A 19142-nucleotide genomic window follows, 5' to 3' on the forward strand; every position below is an offset into this window, starting at 1 on the left:
AGGCGCGATTCCTGGCGGAACTTGCGCTGGCACAAACGCTGCGATGCGGCCGCCGCGCTGCGCAGTGAACGGTTCACGGCGCCGCAAGCCACCACAGGAGACACCCCATGCTGTATGCCCTTCCCGGCACTGCCGGCGCCCCGGTCCAGTACAAGGCCCGCTACGACAACTTCATCGGCGGCAAGTTCGTCGCGCCGCAGGGCGGCCAGTACTTCGATGTGATCACGCCGATCAACGGCAAGGTCTACACCCAGGCCGCCCGCTCCACCGAGGCCGACATCGAGCTGGCCCTGGACGCCGCCCACAAGGCCAAGGACGCCTGGGGCAAGACCAGCCCGGCCGAGCGCGCCAACATCCTGCTGAAGATCGCCGACCGCCTGGAAGCCAACCTGGAGAAGCTGGCCTACGCCGAAACCGTGGACAACGGCAAGCCGATCCGCGAGACCCTGGCCGCCGACATCCCGCTGAGCGTGGACCACTTCCGCTACTTCGCCGGCTGCGTGCGGGCCCAGGAAGGCGCGATCAGCGAGATCGACGAGAACACGGTGGCCTACCACCTGCACGAGCCGCTGGGCGTGGTCGGCCAGATCATTCCCTGGAACTTCCCGATCCTGATGGCCGCCTGGAAGCTGGCCCCCGCGCTGGGTGCCGGCAACTGCGTGGTGCTCAAGCCCGCCGAGAGCACCCCGGTGTCGATCCTGGTGCTGGCCGAGCTGATCGCCGACCTGCTGCCCCCGGGCGTGCTGAACATCGTCAACGGCTTTGGTCGCGAGGCCGGCATGCCGCTGGCCACCAGCAAGCGCATCGCCAAGATCGCCTTCACCGGCTCCACCGCCACCGGCAAGATCATCGGCCAGGCTGCGGCCGCCAACCTGATCCCCGCCACGCTGGAGCTGGGCGGCAAGAGCCCCAACATCTTCTTCGAGGATGTGGCCGATGCCGACGACGCCTTCTTCGACAAGGCGATCGAGGGCCTGGTGCTGTTCGCCTTCAACCAGGGCGAGGTCTGCACCTGCCCGTCGCGCGCGCTGATCCAGGAATCGATCTACGACAAGTTCATGGCCCGCGTGCTGCCGCGCGTGGCGGCCATCAAGCAGGGCAGCCCGCTGGACACCGACACCATGATCGGCGCCCAGGCCTCGGCCATGCAGATGGACAAGATCCAGTCCTACCTGGAGATCGGCAAGCAGGAGGGCGCCCAGGTCCTGATCGGCGGCAGCGCGGCCCAGCTGGGTGGCGACCTGTCGGGCGGCTACTACATCCAGCCGACGCTGTTCAAGGGCCACAACAACATGCGCGTGTTCCGCGAGGAGATCTTCGGTCCGGTGCTGGCCGTGACCACCTTCAAGGACGAGGCCGAGGCGCTGGCCATTGCCAACGACACCCCCTACGGCCTGGGCGCCGGCGTCTGGAGCCGTGACGGCAACCGTGCCTACCGCATGGGCCGCGGCATCCAGGCCGGCCGCGTGTGGACCAACTGCTACCACGCCTACCCGGCGCACGCCGCCTTCGGTGGCTACAAGGAGTCGGGCATCGGCCGCGAGACGCACAAGGTCATGCTGGACCACTACCAGCAGACCAAGAACCTGCTGGTCAGCTACAGCCCGCACAAGCTGGGCTTCTTCTGAGCCGGCCTGTTTCTTCGTGATCGGGACGCCTGTGGGCCTGGTCGGCCCCGGGCGATCTTGGCAGGGCAGCCTCCGGGCTGCCCTTTTTTCATCCAGGAGCACACGATGGACCCGGTTCAGCGCGTGGTGGCCACCGATGCCGCCCGAGACCTGCTGCAGCGGCTGCGCCAGCGCCACGGCGCGATCTTCCTCTACCAGTCGCACGGCTGCTGCGACGGCTCGACCCCGATGGCCTTCCAGCCCGGCGAGATGCGCCTCACGCCGGATGACCTGCACTACGGCGAGATCGACGGCGTGACGATGTGGGTGGGCCGCACCCAGGCCGACTACATGCAGGGCACGCAGCTGATCCTGGATGTCGGGCAGGGCAGCCTGGGCAGCTTCTCGCTGGAGGATGCTGAGGGACTGCACTTCAAGGCCCGCACGCGGCTGTGGACCGACGCCGAGGCCGCCTGGCTGGCCGCGCACCCGCTGCCGGGGCTGGCGACGGGCTGAGACTCGCCAGCGGCGCCGTGCTGCGGCATCATCGGGCCGGTCCGCCGCACCGATGCCGTACCGAGAGGGGCTGCCGATGGAGAGCACACCGAGCGAGCGACGCTCCGAGACCGACGCCGAGCCAGGGCGCTTTCGCCGCCTGATCGAGGCCGCGCCCGTGGCCATCGGCGTGTCCGCCGGCGAGCGGGTCGTCTATGGCAACCCCGCCTTTCGCCGCCTGTTCGGCCTGGCCGATGGGGTGGCGATCGAATCACTGCAGGTGCCCGACCTGATCGCGCCGTCGGCCCGCCCGGAGATGGCCCGCCGCAGCGCCAGGCCGGCCTGGCGGTCGAGGACGGCTACGAGACCATCGGCCGGCGCCTGGACGGCAGCGAGTTCGAGTGCCACATCTCGGTCACCGACGTACCCTTCCGCTCGGAGCAGGAGACGCTGGTCTTCGTCGAGGACATCTCGGCCCGCCGCCGCGCCGAGCGCGAGCTGCGGGCCCTGAACCAGGGCCTGGAGCAGCGGGTGGCTGACCGCACGCTGGAGCTGGAGGCGAGCAACGAGGCGCTGCTGCTGGCGCGCGACGAGGCCCACGCGGCCGGTCGCGCCAAGGCTGACTTCCTCGCCCACATGAGTCACGAAATCCGCACGCCCATGAACGCCATCATCGGCCTGTCGGGCCTGGCGCTGCGCGATGAGCAGCTCGGCCCGCGCAGCCGCGAGTACCTGCAGCACATCCAGTCGGCGGCGCAGTCGCTGCTGGGCATCCTCAACGACGTGCTGGACTTCTCCAAGATCGAGGCCGGCAAGCTGCAGATCGAGCACGAGCCCTTCGTGCTGCAGGAGGTGCTCGACCGGGTCACGTCCATCGTCGGCCACGGGGCCTCGGACAAGGGCCTGGACTTCCTGCTGCACACCGCGCCCGATGTGCCGCGCGAGCTGGTCGGCGATGCGTTGCGCCTGGGCCAGGTGCTGCTCAACCTGTGCGGCAACGCAGTCAAGTTCACCGAGCGCGGCGAGATCGTCGTCGTCACCGTCAAGGCCGAGGCCCAGGACGGCGACGGCTGGCGCCTGCGCTTCAGCGTGCGCGACACCGGCGCCGGCATGGACGCCGAACAGCAGGCCCGCCTGTTCCAGCCCTTCGAGCAGCTCGACGCCTCCACCACGCGGCGCCATGGCGGCACCGGCCTGGGCCTGGCGATCAGCCGCCAGCTGGTGGAGCGCATGGGCGGCTCGATCTCGGTGCGCAGCGAGCCGGGGCGGGGCAGCGAGTTCACCGTGCTGCTGCCCTTCGGTCGTGTGCCCGGCGCAGCGTCCGAGCCGGCCTGGCCGCAGGCGGGCCAGGGCCGCCAGGTGCTGGTGCTGGATGACAGCGCCGCCGCGCGCGCCATCCTGGCCGACCTGCTGGGCGCCATGGGCTGCGGCGTCAGCCAGGCGGGCACGGTCGACGAGGCCCGGTCCCTGCTGGCCGGGCACCCCCACGACCTGGCCTTGATCGACTGGCGCATGCCCGGCATCGACGGGTTCGAGGCCGCAGAGCGCCTGCGCCAGCACCTGGGCACCGCCTGCCCGCCGCTGGTGATGGTCACGGCCTATGGCGACCAGGGCGTGGCCGCGCGTGCGCGCGAGGCCGGCTTCAGCGGCTACCTGGCCAAGCCGGTGACGCCCGAGACCCTGTTGCCCCTGCTGCAGCAGCGCGCCACGGTGGTGCTGCGCCCCGCGGCGGCCCCGCCGCCCGAGCTGGCCTGGCTGCGCGGCCGCCATCTGCTGCTGGCCGAGGACAACGCGCTCAACCGCCTGGTGGCCGCCGACCTGTTGTGCGACGTGGCCGGCGCGCGGGTGGACATGGCCGTCGACGGCGAGCAGGCGCTGGCGGCCGCGCTGGCGGGCACGCACGATTTGGTGCTGCTGGATGTGCAGATGCCTGGCCTGGACGGCCACGAGGTGGCGCGCCGGCTGCGCGCGGCCTGGGGGCCGGGCCGGCCGATCCTGGCCATGACCGCCCATGCGATGGCGCGCGACCGCGAGCTGTGTCTGCTGGCCGGCATGGACGACGTCATCGTCAAACCCTACGAGCCGGTGCAGTTGTTCCGCACGCTGGCCCACTGGCTGGGCTGGCGGGCCGACGACGCGGCCGCCCCGCAGGCGCTGCCCGCGGTCACCGGTGGCGTGGATTTCGGCCTGGGTCTGCAGCGCTGCATGGGGCGCGAGGACCTGCAGCGCCGTCTGCTGCAGGCCTTCGCCCAGGCCCATGCCGGGGACCGCGAGCAGTTGCTCGAGGCGCTGGCGCGCGGTGAACTCGACCGTGTCGGCCGGCTGGCCCACACCGCCATGTCGGCAGCCGGTGCCATCGGGGCGCTGCGCCTGCAACAGCAGGCCGTGGTGCTGGAGGCGGCGGCGCGCAGCGGCGATCTCACCGCCAGCGCGCGCCTGGCCAGCGCCTACCTCGTCGCCTGGGAGGAGGCGCTGCAAGCCGTGCGTCGCTGGACCGCCCGGCAGGCCGTCTGAACAGCGGCGACAATCGGACCCCCATCGGTTCTCCATCTCCCCACCATGTTCACCGGGATCGTCCAGGGCGTCGCCACTGTCGAGCGCATCATCGACCGACCGGGCCTGCGCAGCTTCACGCTGCGTTTCCCGCCGGGCTTTGCCCAGGGCCTGGCCATCGGTGCCAGCGTCAGCACCGACGGCGTCTGCCTGACCGTCACCGCACTGCATGGCGATGACGCTGCGGACTTCGACGTGATGCTGCAAAGCCTCAACCTGACCTCGCTGGGCGGGCTGGTCGAGGGCAGCCGCGTCAACGTCGAGCGCGCTGCCAGGGACGGTGCCGAAATCGGCGGTCATCCGCTCTCGGGCCACATCGACTTCACCGCCCAGGTGGTCGAGGTGCGCCGCCCCGAGAACAACCAGGTGCTGCGCATCCAGGTGCCCCCGCCGTGGATGCGCTACGTGTTCGCCAAGGGCTACATCGCCATCAACGGCGCCAGCCTGACCGTGGCCGAGGCCGACCGCCAGGCGGGCTGGTTCGAGGTCTGGCTGATCCCTGAGACCCTGCGCATGACCACCTTCGCCGAGAAGGGCCCGGGCGACCGGCTCAACATCGAGATCGAGCGCCAGACCCAGGTCTTCGTCGACACCGTGCGCGACACCCTGGATGAGCGCCTGGGGCCGCTGATGCCGCTGCTGGAGCAGTTCCTGGCCGAGAAGGGCCTGGGCACCGAGTTGCTGGCGGGTGCCGCGCCGCGCCTGGGCGGTCCGGTCAAGTCCTGAAGGTGGACACCCGTTCCACCAGCGCCGTGGCCTGACGGCTCAGGCTCTCGGAGGCGGCACTGGTCTGCTCGACCAGCGCCGCGTTCTGCTGGGTGTGGCCATCCATGCGCGCCACCGCCTGGCCCATCGCGCCCACGCCGGCGCTCTGTTCGTCGCTGGCCTGGCTGATCTCGCGGATGATCTGGTCGACCCGGCCGATGGCCGTCACGACCTCCTGCATCGTGTGCCCGGCCAGACCGGCCAGTTCATTGCCCTGGCCCACGCGTTCGACGCTGGCCTGGATCAGCGACTTGATCTCGCGCGCCGCATCGGCGCTGCGCTGTGCCAGGCTGCGCACCTCCGAGGCCACCACCGCGAAGCCGCGGCCGGATTCACCGGCACGGGCCGCCTCGACCGCGGCATTGAGCGCCAGGATGTTGGTCTGGAAGGCGATGCCGTCGATCACGCCGATGATGTCGGCAATGCGCTTGGCGCTGTCGTCGATCGCGCGCATGGTGCTCACCATGTCGTGCACCACCTGACCGCCGCGCTGGGCCACCTCGCTGGCGGTGGCGGCCAGGCCGGTGGCCTGGCGCGCGTTGTCGGCGTTGCGGCGCACCGTGTCGCCGAGGTCGCTCATCGAGCTGGCCGCCATCTGCAGTTCTGAAGCCTGGCGCTCGGTGCGGCCGGCGAGGTCACCGTTGCCCTGGGCGATCTGGCCGCTGGCGGCTGCCACGCTCTCGGCGCCAGCGCGCACCTGGCTGACCAGGTCGCGCAGGTGCGCCTGCATCTCCGACAACGCCTGCAGCAGCCGGGCCGGCTCGTCGCTGCCGCGTGCGTCAATGGCCTGGCGCAGGTCACCGGCGGCCACGCGGCGCGCGGCATCGATCGCCGCCTGCAGCGAGGCCGACACCTGGCGGCTGATCACCACTGCGATGCCGATGCCGGCCAGCATCGCCGCCAGCATCAGGCCGACGCTCCAGCCGATCGCCTGCCGACCGGCGGCCGCGGCCTGCGCGGCCACGGCCGCACTGCGCTCGGTGATCGATGTCTGCAGCTTGTTCAGCAACTGCGCCGGCTCGCGGTCGATGCCGCGCACGGCCAGGTCGCCGACCGAGGATTCCATGCCACTGCCCTTGAACTTCTCCAGGCCGCCGCGGTAGGCCTGCGCCATCTTGGCGTGGGCGGCCAGGAAGGCATCGACCAGGGCCTGTTCCCCCGCATCGTCCAGGTGCAGGCGCAACGCGCGGGCGTTGTCGTCCACCAGCTTTTCCTCTTTCTCGAAGGCCTTCCAGTGCTTGTCGAGCAGCGCCGTGTCCGAGCCGCGCAACAGCACGTTCTTCCACTCCTGGACCTGCGTCTTGAAGTGCGATTCCAGGTCGTCGGCGGCGCGCACGTCGGCATGGCGGCCCTGCACCTCGATCTCGAACACGGTCATGCTGCGCTGGGCCTGCCACAGTCCGCCGCCGCCGGCCAGCAGTGTCAGCGCCAGCACGGCGGCGAAGGCGAGGGGGAGCTTGATGCGGATGTCCATGTCTGGCGGCCTCGGGAAGCGGGGTCGGATCTTCGAAGCCGCCATGCTGAAGGGACGGCGCCGACGCAAAACCGCGAAATCAGCGGTCGCCCACCGGCAATTTCCGGACAGGCACCGATTGCGGGCATCCACCTCCCCCATCAGCGGGTAGCGCGCACGCGCGTGGTGCATTTATCGTGGGTGACATGCCCGTTGACCTGTCTGCGGCCCCGGTCGCTGCCCATGCCCCCAGCGCTGCCCTCGCCGCCAGTGCCGTCACGGCCGCCCAGGTGGCGCAGCCACAGGTGCCGCCCGCACTGCTGCTGGCCCGAGACGCGCCGGCCCGTCCAGACCCGACCGGCTGGCTGGTCAGCGAGAAATACGACGGTGTGCGTGCGCTGTGGGACGGCACCCGCCTGCGCAGCCGCAGCGGCCGCCAGCTCCCTGCGCCGCCGGGCTTTCTGGCCCGCCTGCCGGCCCAGGCGCTGGACGGCGAGTTGTGGCTGGGCCGCGGCCGCTTCCAGGCCATGTCGGCGCTGGTCCACCGCGCCGACGCCTCGGAGGCCGACTGGGCGCCCGTGCGTTTCATGGTGTTCGAGCTGCCAGGCGGCGGCGGCAGCTTCGCCGAGCGCGTGGCCCAGTTGCAGCGCCTCGCCGCGGCCGATGGCGTCTGGCAGGTGGCGCCGCAGCGCCGCCTGCCCGATGCCCAGGCCCTGGCCGCCTGGCTGCAGGAGGTGGTAGCAGGCGGCGGCGAGGGCCTGATGCTGCACCGTGCCGACAGCCCCTGGCACACCGGCCGCAGCGATGCGCTGCTCAAGCTCAAGCCCCAGCCCGACGACGAAGCGGTGGTCATCGGCCTGGTCCCGGGTCGCGGTCGCCTCTCCGGCCTGGTGGGCGCGCTGACGGTGCGCGACGCGCAGGGACGCGTGTTCCGCATCGGCAGCGGCCTGTCCGACGCCCAGCGTCGCCAGCCGCCGCCGCTGGGCAGCCGTGTCGCCTTCCATCACCGGGGCCGCACCTCAACCGGGTTGCCTCGCCACGCCAGCTTCTGGCGCCTGCTGGGGGCGGGCGATTGAAGCGGCGCCAGCCCGGCCTTGATGCACGGCGCCCTGCACGGCAAGGTGTACGGCACGCTGCCCGGCGCGCCGCCAGGCTGGCCCAGCGGGGCGTCAGCGCGCCCCCGCCCGACCGGCCCGCGCCGGTGCCGTGCGCTGCTATCGTGGCGCCATGAGCGACCTCAGCTTCTTCTGGCACGACTACGAGACCTTCGGCCGCGTGCCGCGCCGTGACCGTCCTGCGCAGTTCGCCGGCGTGCGCACCGATGCCGACCTGAACGAGGTCGGCGAGCCGGTGATGGTCTATTGCCAGCCCGCGCTGGACAGCCTGCCCGACCCTGAAAGCTGTCTGCTGACCGGCATCCTGCCGCAGCACTGCGCCGAACTGGGCCTGCCGGAAAACGACTTTGCCAGCCGCATCCATGAGGTGCTGTCCCAGCCCGGCACCGTGGGCGTGGGCTACAACTCGATCCGCTTTGACGACGAGGTCACCCGCCACCTGTTCTGGCGCAACCTGATCGACCCCTACGCCCGCGAGTACAAGAACGACTGCGGCCGCTGGGACCTGCTGGACACCGTGCGCTGCCTCTACGCGCTGCGCCCCGATGGCCTGCAGTGGCCCACCCACGAGGACGGCCGGCCCTCGTTCAAGCTGGAGCACCTGAGCGCCGCCAACGGCCTGCTGCACGAGGCCGCCCACGATGCGCTGTCCGATGTGCGCGCCACCATCGGCCTGGCCCGCCTGATCCGCCAGGCCAACCCGCGCCTGTGGGATTTCTGCCTGCGCCTGCGCCACAAGCAGGCGGTGTGGGACGAGATTGGCGTGGGCAAGCCCTTCCTGCATGTCTCGGGCATGTACGGCCCTGAGCGCGGCTGCCTGGCGCTGGTCTACCCGCTGGGCCTGCACCCCACCAACCGCAACGAGCTGCTGGTCTGGGACTGCGCGCAGGACCCGTCGGTGCTGGCCGACCTGGACGCTGCCGCGCTGCGCCAGCGGATGTTCACCCGCAGCGCCGACCTGCCCGAGGGCGTCGAGCGCCTGCCGCTCAAGACCATCCACGTCAACAAGTCGCCGGTCGTGATCGGCAACGTCAGGACCTTGCAATCCGCCCAGGCCGAGCGCTGGGGCCTGGACGTGGCGGCGGCACTGCAGCACGCCGAGCGCGCCAAGGCCCTGGTCGAGCCCCTGTCGGGCCGCTGGCCCGAGGTGTTCGCCCGCCCGGCACCCGAGCGCGCCCCCGATGTCGACGAAGACCTCTACGGCGGCTTCCTCTCGCCCACTGACCGAAAACGCCTGGACGGCCTGCGCCGTGCCCCCGAGCCGGCCGCCCTGCGCCGGGCCAGCTTCGACGATCCGCGCCTGTCCGAGCTGGTCTTCCGCTGGCGCGCCCGCAACTTTCCCCAGATGCTGGACGAGGCCGAGCAGGCCCGCTGGCTGCAGTGGCGTGCCGCGGCGCTGCACGAAGGTGCCGCCGGCGGCCTGACGCTGGCCGCCTTCAGCGAGCGCATCGACCACCTGGTCGAGACCGCCGACGAGCGCGGCCAGGCCCTGCTGGAAGCCCTGGTCGACTGGGCCGAACAGATCGCCCCGCCGCCGCCCTGAGGGGCGCGCGTGTTTGCCCGGTGTGGCCGATCGGCCCGGACGGGCGTATCGTCGGGCCTGTTTCCACCCCACAGGAGCTTCCATGCTGAAATCCGGCATCGACCAGGATGCGTTGATCGAGCAGTTCGCGGGCGCCAGCGCACGCCAGACCGCCCAGCTGCGTCAGGTGGTCACCGAGGCCACCCTCAAAGCCCTGCAGGGCCGCGAGATGACGCTCAAGAACATCCGCAGCGTCGTCAAGTCGGTGGCCGAAGCCGCCAGCGCCGGCGCGGCCCAGAACGTGATGCCCAAGGTCGACATGGAGAAGCTGCTGGCCTCGGCCGTGGCCGGTGTCGATGACGCGCTGCTCAAGGCGGTCGAGGCCAACAAGGTGGCCCTGGCGCGCTTCGTCGACCAGGGCATCGGTCTGCAGGAAAAGCAGCTGAAGAAGGCGCTGGACGACCTCGAGAAGTTCGAGGACACGATGTTCGCCGCGATGAAGAAGGCCGCGGTCGGCGCCGGCACCACGATGGAAGGCCCCTGGAACCAGGTGCTCGAGAAGTTCCAGGCCCAGGGCTCGCAGTCCGGGGCCCAGGCGGCCGCCACGGCCCAGCAGATGGCCGGCCAGATGCAGCAGGCGCTGCGCGAGGGCAGGGCGGCCAGCTTCAAGGCCGCCCAGGTGCTGGCGCAGAGCTACACCGCGCTGGTCAGCGGCGTGCTGATCGGCCTGTCCGACGCGCTCACCACGGGCGCCGCGGCCGAACCGGCCGCCAAGCCGGCCCGCAAGCGCTGATCTCCCGGGCTGTGGCCGGACCCGGCGCTGACCGGCGTCCGGCCCGACGCCTGTCGTTCTGACCTCTCCCTCGCATTCCATGACCTCTGTCGTCATCAGCGGCACCGGCTTGTTCCGGCCGCAGCACATCATCACCAACGCCGAGTTGGTGGCCTCCTACAACGCCTACGTCGCCCTGCAGAACGAGCGCCACGCCGAGGCCATCGCCGCCGGCACGCGCGAGCCGCTGGTGCCCTCCAGCGTCGAGTTCATCGAGAAGGCCTCGGGCATCAAGCAGCGCCATGTCCTCGAGAAGGACGGCGTGCTCGACCCTACCCGCATGTACCCGCGCTTCCAGGAACGTTCCGACGACCAGCTCTCGCTGATGGCCGAGATCGCGGTGGACGCCGGCCGCCAGGCCCTGGCCGCCGCCGGCAAGCGCGCCGACGAGGTGGACATGGTGCTGTGCTCGGCCGCCAACATGCAGCGCGCCTACCCGGCGATGGCGGTCGAGATCCAGAACGCGCTGGGCGCGGGCGGCTTCGGCTTCGACATGAACGTGGCCTGCTCCTCGGCCACCTTCGGCATCGAGCAGGCGGTCAATGCGATCAAGTCCGGCACCGCCCGCTGCGTGCTGATGGTCAACCCCGAGATCACCTCGGCACACCTGGAGTGGCGCGACCGCGACTGCCACTTCATATTCGGTGATGTCTGCACCGCGGTGGTCGTCGAGGCCGCCGACACCGCCACCTCGGCCGAGCAGTGGGAGGTGCTGGGCACGAAGCTGGCCACGAAGTTCTCCAACAACATCCGCAACAACTTCGGCTTCATGAACAGCTGCGAGGACAGCGACCCCGAGGCCCGCGACAAGAAGTTCCGGCAGGAGGGGCGCAAGGTCTTCAAGGAGGTCGTGCCGATGGCCGCGGCCCACATCGAGGCCCACCTGGGCACGCTGGGTGTCACGCCCCAGCAGGTGCGCCGCTACTGGCTGCACCAGGCCAACCTGGGCATGAACCAGCTGGTGCTCAAGAAGCTGGTCGACCGCGAGGTGGGCGACGACATCGCGCCGCTGATCCTGCACGAGTACGCCAACACCGCCTCGGCCGGCTCGGTCATCGCCTTCCACGAACACCGTGGCGACCTGGTCGCCGGCGACCTGGGGGTGATCTGCTCCTTCGGCGCCGGCTACTCGATCGGCAGTGTCATCGTGCGTCGGCGCTGAGCCGTTGTGCGCCGGTGGCATCATGCCGCCCTTCATGTCCCTGATTGACCGAGGAATCCGCCGATGCCGCTGATCCGTCCCGCCGCCCTGTGCGCCATGGCCCTGTCCCTGGCCAGCCTGGGCGCTGCTGCCCAGACCAAGCCCGCAGCCGCCCCCGTGCCCAGCAAGACCATCACCGGCAAGGCCGCCGTGGGCAAGCTGATGACCTTCAAGGAACTGGAGTCCTGCCTCAAGGAGTACGACCAGCTCAAACCCAAGGCCGATGACCTGAACAGCCGCCGCGCCGCCCTCACCGAGGAGCGCAAGTCGATCGAGGCCGAGGCCGAGGCGCTGCGCAACGATGGCCAGGCCGCCGCGCTGCAGGCCAAGGTGACCGCCTTCAACCAGCGCCAGGTGGCCTTCAAGGAACGGGTCGAGGCCTTCAACAAGCGCTCCACCGAGTTCAATGCCAATCCGCCCTCGGGCTCGGCGGGCGACCGCGAGCGCAAGGCCCTGGATGCCGAGCGTGATCAGCTGCTGGCCCTGGAAGGCCCGCTGCGCACCGAGGGCCAGGCCCTGACCACCGAGCGCGAGACCATCGCCAACAACCTGAAGCAGCGCACCGATGCCCAGGGCGCCAAGGCCAACGACTGGAACGCGCGCAGCAAGGCGCTCGACGACGAGGTGGCCGGCTTCGAGGAAACCCGCCTGGCCTGGAGCGAGCGCTGCGGCAACCGGCCCTACAACGAGGACCACGAGAAGATCATCCGCTCGGGCAAGTGATGCCGCGACCGCGATGAACCTGGCCCATCTGCTGGAGCGCCAGGCGCTGCGCGCGCCTGAGCGGCCGGCCCTGCTGAGCGGCCGGCAGGTGGTGGCCAGCCACGGCGACTGGGCCGCCAGCGCCGCGGCGCTGGCCTGGCGCCTGCGGGCCGCGGGCCTGCAGCCGGGTGACCGCGTGGCGCTGTTCAGCCGCAACCATGTGCGCTACGCGCAGTGGATGCTGGGCTGCTGGTGGGCCGGGCTGGTGGTGGTGCCGATCAACGCCCGGCTGCATGCCCAGGAACTGCGCTGGATCGTCGACAACGCCCAGGCACGCTGGGTGGTCCACAGCGCCGATGTGCTGCCCGAAGGCGCTGCGGCGCTGCCGGGACTTGCGCGAGTGGTCGAGATCGACAGCGACGAGGGCAGCGCCCTGCTGGCCGCGGGCGAGCGGCTGCCAATCACCCCGCGGGCCCCGGACGACACCGCCTGGCTGTTCTACACCAGCGGCACCACCGGTCGTCCCAAGGGCGTGATGATCACGCACCGCAACCTGATGACCATGGGTCTGGGCTACCAGGTGGATGTGGACGCGGTGTCCCCCGACGACGCCATGGTCTACGCCGCCCCGATGTCGCATGGCGCGGGCATCTACCTGGTGCCGCACCTGATGGCCGGCGCGCGCCATGTGGTGCCCGACAGCGGCGGCGTGGACCCGGCCGAACTGTTCGCGCTGGGGGCCCAGGTCGGACCGCTCTCCACCTTCGCGGCACCGACCATCGTGCGGCGGCTGGTCGAGCATGCCGAGGCGGCCGGGCTGACGCCCCATGACTGCGCCCGCGCCTTCAAGACCATCGTCTACGGCGGCGCCCCGATGTATGCCGCCGACATCCAGCATGCGCTGCGCGTGATGGGCCCGCGTTTCGTGCAGATCTACGGCCAGGGCGAGACGCCGATGGTGGGCACCGTGCTGTCGCGCCGCGACCTGGCCGACAGCGCCCACCCGCGCCATGCCGAGCGTCTGGCCTCGGTGGGCGTGGCGCAGACGCCGGTGTGCATCCGCGTGGCGGGTGCCGACGGCCAGCCGCTGCCTGCCGGCGAGGTGGGCGAGGTGCTGGTGCAGGGCGACTCGGTGATGGCCGGCTACTGGCGCAACCAGGCCGCCAGCGCAGAGGCGCTGCGCGGCGGCTGGCTGTGGACCGGCGACATGGGCTGCCTGGACGAGTCCGGTTACCTGACGCTGAAGGACCGCAGCAAGGATCTGGTGATCAGTGGCGGCTCGAACATCTACCCGCGCGAGATCGAGGAGGTGCTGCTGGAGCACCCCGCGGTGGCCGAGGCGGCCGTGGTGGGCGAGCCCGACCCGGAGTGGGGCGAGCGCCTGGTGGCCTTCATCGTGCCCGCCCCAGGCGCCACGCCGGATGCGGCGGCGCTGGACGCGCTGTGCCTGTCGCGCATCGCGCGCTTCAAGCGGCCCAAGCGCTACCTGGTCGTCGAAGCACTGCCCAAGAACGCCTACGGCAAGGTGCTGAAGACGGCGCTGCGTGAGCAGTTGCGCGGACCATGAGGCTGCTGGTCATTGGCGGCGGGCGCTTCGCCGGGCGGGCAATCGTCGAGGCGGCGCTGGCCGAGGGGCATGCCGTCACCACCTTCAACCGCGGCAGCCAGCCGCCGCTGCCGGGCGTGCAGGCCATCACGGGCGACCGCCGGGGCGACCTGTCCGCGCTGCACGCGGGCCGCTGGGACGCGGTGATCGACTGCTGCGGCTACCTGCCGCGCGAGGTGGCCGCCATGGCCGACGCGCTGGCGCACCGGGTGGGCCGCTATGTCTTCCTCTCCAGCGTGTCGGTCTATGCCAACCACTCGGCGCCCTGCGACGAGTCCGCCGCCACCGGCACGCTCGTCGATCCTGCCACCGAGGTGATCGACGCAGACACCTACGGCCCGCTGAAGGCCGCCTGTGAAGCCGCGCTGGCCGCCCGGCTGCCCGACCGCCACCTGAGCCTGCGCCCCACCTTGATCGTCGGCCCGCACGACCCCACCGGCCGCTTCCCCTGGTGGCCGGCGCGCGCCGCCCGCGCCCAGGCGGGTGAGCCGATGCTGTGGCCGGGCGACCCGCTGGGGCCGCTGCAGTGGATCGATGCGCGCGACCTGGCGCGCTTTGCGCTGGCGATGGCGGCGCAGGGGCCCTGCGGCGCGCTCAACGTGGGTTCGCCGGCCGGCCACTTCCGTTGGGGCGATCTGGCCGACGCCTGCCTGGCGGGGGCCGCCACCGGCTTCCAGCCGGTCTGGGTGCCCGAGGCACGGCTGGTGGCCGCCGGCGTGCAGCCCTGGGTGGAGCTGCCGCTGTGGATTCCGGCCGATGGCGAGCACGACGGCTTCTTGCGGGTGGATTGCCGCCGCGCCGAGGCGCTGGGGCTGCGCTGCCGCTCTGCCACCACCACCGTGGCCGACACGCTGGCCTGGTGGCGTACGCTGCCGGCCGACGCACAGGCCTTCCCGACCACCGGCCTGGCGCCCGAGCGCGAACAGGCGCTGTTGGCGGCCGCACCATGACCCCGCTGCGACTGCCGCCGGGCACCGACCTGAAGGCCGGCCTGCTGGCGCTGTTGGCGCAGCCGGCCTGGGCCGACGGCGCCTTCGTCGTGGCCGGCATCGGCAGCCTGCACGGCGCCCGCCTGCGCCTGGCCGCCGCGGACGCGGCCACCGAGATCGCCGGCCCCTGCGAGCTGCTGTCGCTGCAAGGCACGCTCAGCACCGATGGCGCCCACCTGCACGCGGCGCTGGCCGATGCCCAGGGCCGTGTCTGGGGCGGTCACCTGCTGGATGGCAACCGCGTCCGCACCACGGCCGAGCTGCTGCTGGCGCCGCTGCCGGGCTGGCGGCTGTCGCGCGCCGCCGATGCGGCCACCGGCTACGCTGAACTGGTCGTGCGCCCCCGCACCTGACAGGGCCGGCGCGGGCAGCGGACAATCGCCGCCCATGACGATCCGAGCCCCCGAGCTGCTGCTGCCCGCCGGCAGCCTGCAGCGCATGCGTGCCGCCTATGACTTCGGCGCCGACGCGGTCTATGCCGGCCAGCCGCGCTACAGCCTGCGCGCGCGCAACAACGAGTTCCGCATGGAGCAGCTGGCCCAGGGCATTGCCGAGGCGCATGCGCGCGGCAAGCGCTTCTTCGTCACCAGCAACCTGATCGCCCACAACGACAAGCTGCGCACCTACCTGCGCGACCTGCAGCCGGTGGTGGAACTGCGGCCCGATGCGCTGATCATGGCCGACCCCGGCCTGATCATGCTGGTGCGCGAGCAGATGGAGCAGGGCCGGTGGCCCGAGGTGCCGATCCACCTGTCGGTGCAGGCCAATACCACCAACAGCGCCTCGGTGAGGTTCTGGCAGAAGCAGGGCGTGGCGCGCATCATCCTCTCGCGCGAGCTGAGCCTGGACGAGGTGGCGCAGATCCGTGACGACTGCCCCGACATCGAACTGGAGGTCTTCGTGCACGGCGCGCTGTGCATCGCCTACTCGGGCCGCTGCCTGCTGAGTGGCTACTTCAACCGCCGCGACCCCAACCAGGGCACCTGCACCAACGCCTGCCGCTGGGACTACAAGACCCACGCCGGCACCGACGCCACCGACACTGGCGAGGTGCAGCCGGTCGAGCTGATCCGCGATTTCAGCTTCTCGAAGGAGCAGTCCGAGGCCGACGCCTCGTTCGCCACCTGCGGCGGTGGCCAGCGTCACCCGCTGGCCGATGGCGTCTACCTGCTCGAGGAAAAGGAGCGCCCCGGCGAGCTGATGCCGGTGATGGAGGACGAGCACGGCACCTACATCATGAACAGCAAGGACCTGCGCGCGGTGGAGCATGTGGCGCGGCTGGCGGCCATCGGCATCGACTCGCTGAAGATCGAGGGCCGCACCAAGAGCCACTACTACGTGGCGCGCACGGCCCAGGTGTACCGCCGGGCGATCGACGACGCGGTGGCCGGCCGGCCCTTCAACCCCGAGCTGCTGCGCGAGCTCGAGGGCCTGTCCAACCGCGGCTACACCGGCGGCCTGCTGGAGCGCCGACCCAGCCAGGACTACCAGAACTACCTCAGCGGCCACTCCGAGAGCCAGCGCAGCCAGTTCGTCGCCGAGGTGGTGGGACAGCGCGCCGATGGCTGGGTGGAGGTGGAAACCAAGAACCGATTCGCCGTGGGCGACCAGCTGGAGATCATCCATCCGCAGGGCAACCGCACCATCACGCTGAGCGCGATGCAGGGCGCCGAGGGCGAGCCGCTGAGCGTGGCGCCGGGCAGCCCGCTGCATGTGTGGCTGCCGCTGGAGGGGCCGGCCGAGGGGGCGTTGATCGCGCGCCTGCTGGCGGCATGAGGCGCTGGCGCCGGGGCCTGGCCGGGCTGGTTGCGCTGGGCCTGGCCGGGTGGCTGGCGGCGGCCGTTCGCGACGAGCCGCCGTACCGCAACCTGCACGGCGGCGACATCGAGAAGCCCTTCATGGAGGTGCTGCGCTGGCGCCTGTCGCGCGAGTCGGCCCCGTTGCCGAATCCGCCACTGCCGGCCGCCCAGCCACGCCTGGACGCGCCGGTGCCCCACCTCACCTGGATCGGCCACGCGACGATGCTGCTGCGCCTGCCGGGCCTGACGCTGATCACCGACCCGCAGTTCTCCGAGCGCGCCTCGCCCTTCAGCTTCGCCGGTCCGAAGCGCGCCTACCCGCCGGGGGTGGCGCTGTCGGCCTTGCCGAAGGTGGATGTGGTGGTCATCTCGCACAACCACTACGACCACCTGGACGTGGCCTCGGTGCAGGCGCTGGCGGCACAGCCGGGCGGCGCGCCGCTGTTCGTCGTGCCGCTGGGCCTGAAGGCCTGGTTCGCCGACATCGGCATCACGAACGTGGTGGAGCTGGGCTGGTGGCAGTCGCACCGTGTGGGCGAGGCCGAGATCGTGCTGACGCCCGCGCACCACTGGTCGGCGCGCGGCGTGTTCGACCGTCGCCAGACGCTGTGGGGCGGCTTTGCCGTCTTCACCGGCGGCCTGCGCCTGCTCTACACCGGTGACACCGGCTACGCCGACGATTTCAAGGACATCCGCCAGCGCTTTGCCGACCGCGGGCCATTCGATCTGGCGCTGATCCCGGTGGGCTGCTACGAGCCGCGGGGCTTCATGCAGGACCAGCACGTCAACCCGGCCGATGCGGTGCGCATCTTCCAGGACCTGGGTGCGCGCCGCGCGGTGGGCGTGCACTGGGGCACCTTTGCCGACCTGTGCGATGAACCTCTGGACCAGGCGCCCAGGGACCTGGCCATCGCCCGCCAGGCCGCCGGCCTGCCCGAGGCCGCGTTCAGCGTGATGCAGCGCGGCGAGACCCGGCCGATCGAGTGACGCGGCGGGGCCCTCAGCGCCCCATCGCGTAGAACTCGGGGTTGGGCCGCATGCCGGTGACATTGGCCAGGCGGTTGGACAGGCCGAAGAAGGCCGCCACGCCGGCGATGTCCCAGGCGTCTTCATCGCTGAAGCCGTGGGCGTGCAGCGCGGCGAAGTCGGTGTCGTCCACCGCGTAGGACTGCTGCGAGACCTTCATCGCGAAATCCAGCATCGCCTTCTGGCGCGGCGTGATGTCGGCCTTGCGGTAGTTGACCGCCACCTGGTCGGCCACCAGCGCGTTCTTGGCGCGGATGCGCAGGATCGCGCCATGGGCGATCACGCAGTACTGGCACTGGTTGGCATTGCTGGTGGCGACGACGATCATCTCGCGCTCGGCCTTGCTCAGACCGCTGGGCTTGTCCATCAGCGCGTCGTGGTAGGCGAAGAAGGCGCGGAACTCGTCGGGCCGGTGGGCCAGCGTCAGGAACACGTTGGGCACGAAACCCGACTTCTCCTGCACGGCCAGGATGCGCGCGCGGATGTCCTCGGGCAGGTCCTTCAGCTCGGGTACGGGGAAGCGGCTGATCGGGGCGGTGGGGCTCATGGCGAAGGTCTCCAGGCGATCGGGGTGATTGGATCCAAGCGTAGCATCGGGCATCCCCAGCCCCGATCCGATCCGTCGATGTCCTATCTCCTGCTGATCCACGAACCCGTTGGCCAGCGCGCCACCCGCACCGAGGCCGAAGGCCGCGAGGCCTATGCGCGCATGCAGCGCTTCGGCGAGGCGATCGCCGCCGAGGGGCAACTGGCCGCGGTGGAGTCGCTGGCCGGGCTGGAGCAGTCGGTGCGCATCGAGCACGGCGTGCAGCACGACGGCCCGTTCACCGAGGCCAAGGAGATGGTCGGCGGCTTCTTCCTGCTGAAGAACGTCAGCCGCGAGCAGGCGCTGGCCTGGGCGCGGCGCTGCCCGGCGGCCGAGTGGGCGACGGTGGAGGTGCGCGCGCTGGCGCCGTGCTTCGAGGGCTCGAACCGGGGCTGATCCGGGTTTGCCCCAGGGTTCCGGGCGTCGAAACGCGCGAGGCTTGTGCGTCGTCCTGACATCACCCCGTCCTGGAGGAAACCGCCATGAGCACGCCGATGTGTCCCGTCGTCCATTTCGAGATGCCCTACCGAGATGCCGCCCGCGCCTCGCGTTTCTACACCGAGGTCTTCGGCTGGCAGATCCAGGCCTTCGGCGAGGAGATGGGCCACTATCTGATGGCCACCACCGCCGGCGAGGACAGCGCCGAGCCGGGCACCAAGCGCGGCGTGATCAACGGCGGCCTGTTCCCGTTCAAGGCCGACTGGCCGATGCAGCACCCCAGCGTGGTGATCGCCGTGGCCGACATCCGCGCGGCGATGGCCCGCGTCAACGCTGGCGGCGGCGAGGTGATGGGCGAACCCATGCCCATCCCCGGTGTCGGCGACTACGTGTCCTTCGTCGACACCGAGGGCAACCGCCACAGCATGCTGCAGCCCCTGATGCCGGGCTGAG

General features: G+C 71.2%; 19 protein-coding genes. 17 read left to right on the forward strand and 2 right to left on the reverse strand.

The window, feature by feature from the left end; all coding sequences use genetic code 11:
* Window positions 1-107: 107 nt before the first annotated feature.
* The 5 genes from adh (at window position 108) to KAK07_RS10555 (ending at window position 5381) form a co-directional block, all read left to right on the forward strand.
* The gene (adh, locus tag KAK07_RS10535) at window positions 108-1628 is read left to right on the forward strand and encodes an aldehyde dehydrogenase (RefSeq protein ID WP_210854453.1); all 1521 of its coding nucleotides are present in this window, start codon (window positions 108-110) and stop codon (window positions 1626-1628) included.
* Window positions 1629-1733: 105 nt separating this feature from the next.
* Window positions 1734-2123, forward strand: a complete 390-nt coding sequence (locus tag KAK07_RS10540) for a DUF779 domain-containing protein (RefSeq protein ID WP_210854454.1) — start codon at window positions 1734-1736, stop codon at window positions 2121-2123.
* A 76-nt stretch (window positions 2124-2199) separates the two neighbouring features.
* Complete coding sequence (locus tag KAK07_RS25910) at window positions 2200-2613, forward strand: PAS domain-containing protein (RefSeq protein WP_210854455.1); 414 nt, start codon at window positions 2200-2202, stop codon at window positions 2611-2613.
* A 20-nt stretch (window positions 2614-2633) separates the two neighbouring features.
* A complete protein-coding gene (locus tag KAK07_RS10550) occupies window positions 2634-4616 on the forward strand; it encodes a response regulator (protein WP_210854456.1) in 1983 nt (660 codons plus the stop codon).
* A 45-nt stretch (window positions 4617-4661) separates the two neighbouring features.
* Complete coding sequence (locus tag KAK07_RS10555) at window positions 4662-5381, forward strand: riboflavin synthase subunit alpha (protein ID WP_210854457.1); 720 nt, start codon at window positions 4662-4664, stop codon at window positions 5379-5381.
* Here the strand turns inward: KAK07_RS10555 and KAK07_RS10560 are convergent.
* Window positions 5371-6894, reverse strand: coding sequence for a methyl-accepting chemotaxis protein (locus tag KAK07_RS10560; protein ID WP_210860640.1), 1524 nt, complete (start codon window positions 6892-6894; stop codon window positions 5371-5373). The two genes, KAK07_RS10555 and KAK07_RS10560, sit on opposite strands and share 11 nt — an antisense overlap.
* A gap of 185 nt (window positions 6895-7079) precedes the next feature.
* Between KAK07_RS10560 and KAK07_RS10565 the strand changes: the two genes are divergently transcribed.
* From KAK07_RS10565 to KAK07_RS10610, 10 genes are all read left to right on the forward strand, one after another.
* Entirely contained in the window at window positions 7080-7949 is an 870-nt protein-coding gene (locus KAK07_RS10565) for a DNA ligase (RefSeq protein ID WP_210860642.1), read from the forward strand.
* Between the two features lie 151 nt (window positions 7950-8100).
* Window positions 8101-9531, forward strand: coding sequence for an exodeoxyribonuclease I (gene sbcB / locus KAK07_RS10570; RefSeq protein WP_210860643.1), 1431 nt, complete (start codon window positions 8101-8103; stop codon window positions 9529-9531).
* A gap of 82 nt (window positions 9532-9613) precedes the next feature.
* Window positions 9614-10303 (forward strand): DUF6781 family protein, encoded by a 690-nt coding sequence (locus KAK07_RS10575; protein ID WP_210854461.1) that lies wholly within the window; start codon window positions 9614-9616, stop codon window positions 10301-10303.
* A 79-nt stretch (window positions 10304-10382) separates the two neighbouring features.
* Complete coding sequence (locus KAK07_RS10580) at window positions 10383-11504, forward strand: beta-ketoacyl-ACP synthase III (protein WP_210860644.1); 1122 nt, start codon at window positions 10383-10385, stop codon at window positions 11502-11504.
* Window positions 11505-11567: 63 nt separating this feature from the next.
* Window positions 11568-12266: a hypothetical protein gene (locus KAK07_RS10585; RefSeq protein ID WP_210854463.1), complete on the forward strand. Its 699-nt coding sequence runs from the start codon at window positions 11568-11570 to the stop codon at window positions 12264-12266.
* A 13-nt stretch (window positions 12267-12279) separates the two neighbouring features.
* Window positions 12280-13812 (forward strand): class I adenylate-forming enzyme family protein, encoded by a 1533-nt coding sequence (locus KAK07_RS10590; protein ID WP_210860645.1) that lies wholly within the window; start codon window positions 12280-12282, stop codon window positions 13810-13812.
* Window positions 13809-14801 (forward strand): NAD-dependent epimerase/dehydratase family protein, encoded by a 993-nt coding sequence (locus KAK07_RS10595; protein WP_210854465.1) that lies wholly within the window; start codon window positions 13809-13811, stop codon window positions 14799-14801. Before KAK07_RS10590 ends, KAK07_RS10595 begins: the two co-directional genes overlap by 4 nt.
* Window positions 14798-15193, forward strand: a complete 396-nt coding sequence (locus KAK07_RS10600) for a PPC domain-containing DNA-binding protein (RefSeq protein WP_210854466.1) — start codon at window positions 14798-14800, stop codon at window positions 15191-15193. Before KAK07_RS10595 ends, KAK07_RS10600 begins: the two co-directional genes overlap by 4 nt.
* 34 nt (window positions 15194-15227) lie before the next feature.
* Window positions 15228-16616, forward strand: a complete 1389-nt coding sequence (gene trhP / locus KAK07_RS10605; RefSeq protein ID WP_210854467.1) for a prephenate-dependent tRNA uridine(34) hydroxylase TrhP — start codon at window positions 15228-15230, stop codon at window positions 16614-16616.
* Entirely contained in the window at window positions 16613-17626 is a 1014-nt protein-coding gene (locus KAK07_RS10610) for an MBL fold metallo-hydrolase (RefSeq protein WP_247661147.1), read from the forward strand. Before trhP ends, KAK07_RS10610 begins: the two co-directional genes overlap by 4 nt.
* Before the next feature lie 13 nt (window positions 17627-17639).
* Here KAK07_RS10610 and KAK07_RS10615 read toward each other — a convergent pair whose 3' ends face one another.
* The gene (locus tag KAK07_RS10615) at window positions 17640-18212 is read right to left on the reverse strand and encodes a peroxidase-related enzyme (RefSeq protein WP_210854468.1); all 573 of its coding nucleotides are present in this window, start codon (window positions 18210-18212) and stop codon (window positions 17640-17642) included.
* Between the two features lie 78 nt (window positions 18213-18290).
* Between KAK07_RS10615 and KAK07_RS10620 the strand changes: the two genes are divergently transcribed.
* Window positions 18291-18647, forward strand: a complete 357-nt coding sequence (locus tag KAK07_RS10620; RefSeq protein WP_210854469.1) for a YciI family protein — start codon at window positions 18291-18293, stop codon at window positions 18645-18647.
* 86 nt (window positions 18648-18733) lie between these two features.
* On the forward strand, window positions 18734-19141 hold the full coding sequence (locus tag KAK07_RS10625; RefSeq protein WP_210854470.1) for a VOC family protein: 408 nt from the start codon (window positions 18734-18736) through the stop codon (window positions 19139-19141).
* The last annotated feature ends 1 nt before the right edge of the window (window position 19142 follow it).

This window comes from Ideonella alba (assembly GCF_018069875.1).
GTDB lineage: Bacteria > Pseudomonadota > Gammaproteobacteria > Burkholderiales > Burkholderiaceae_C > Ideonella > Ideonella alba.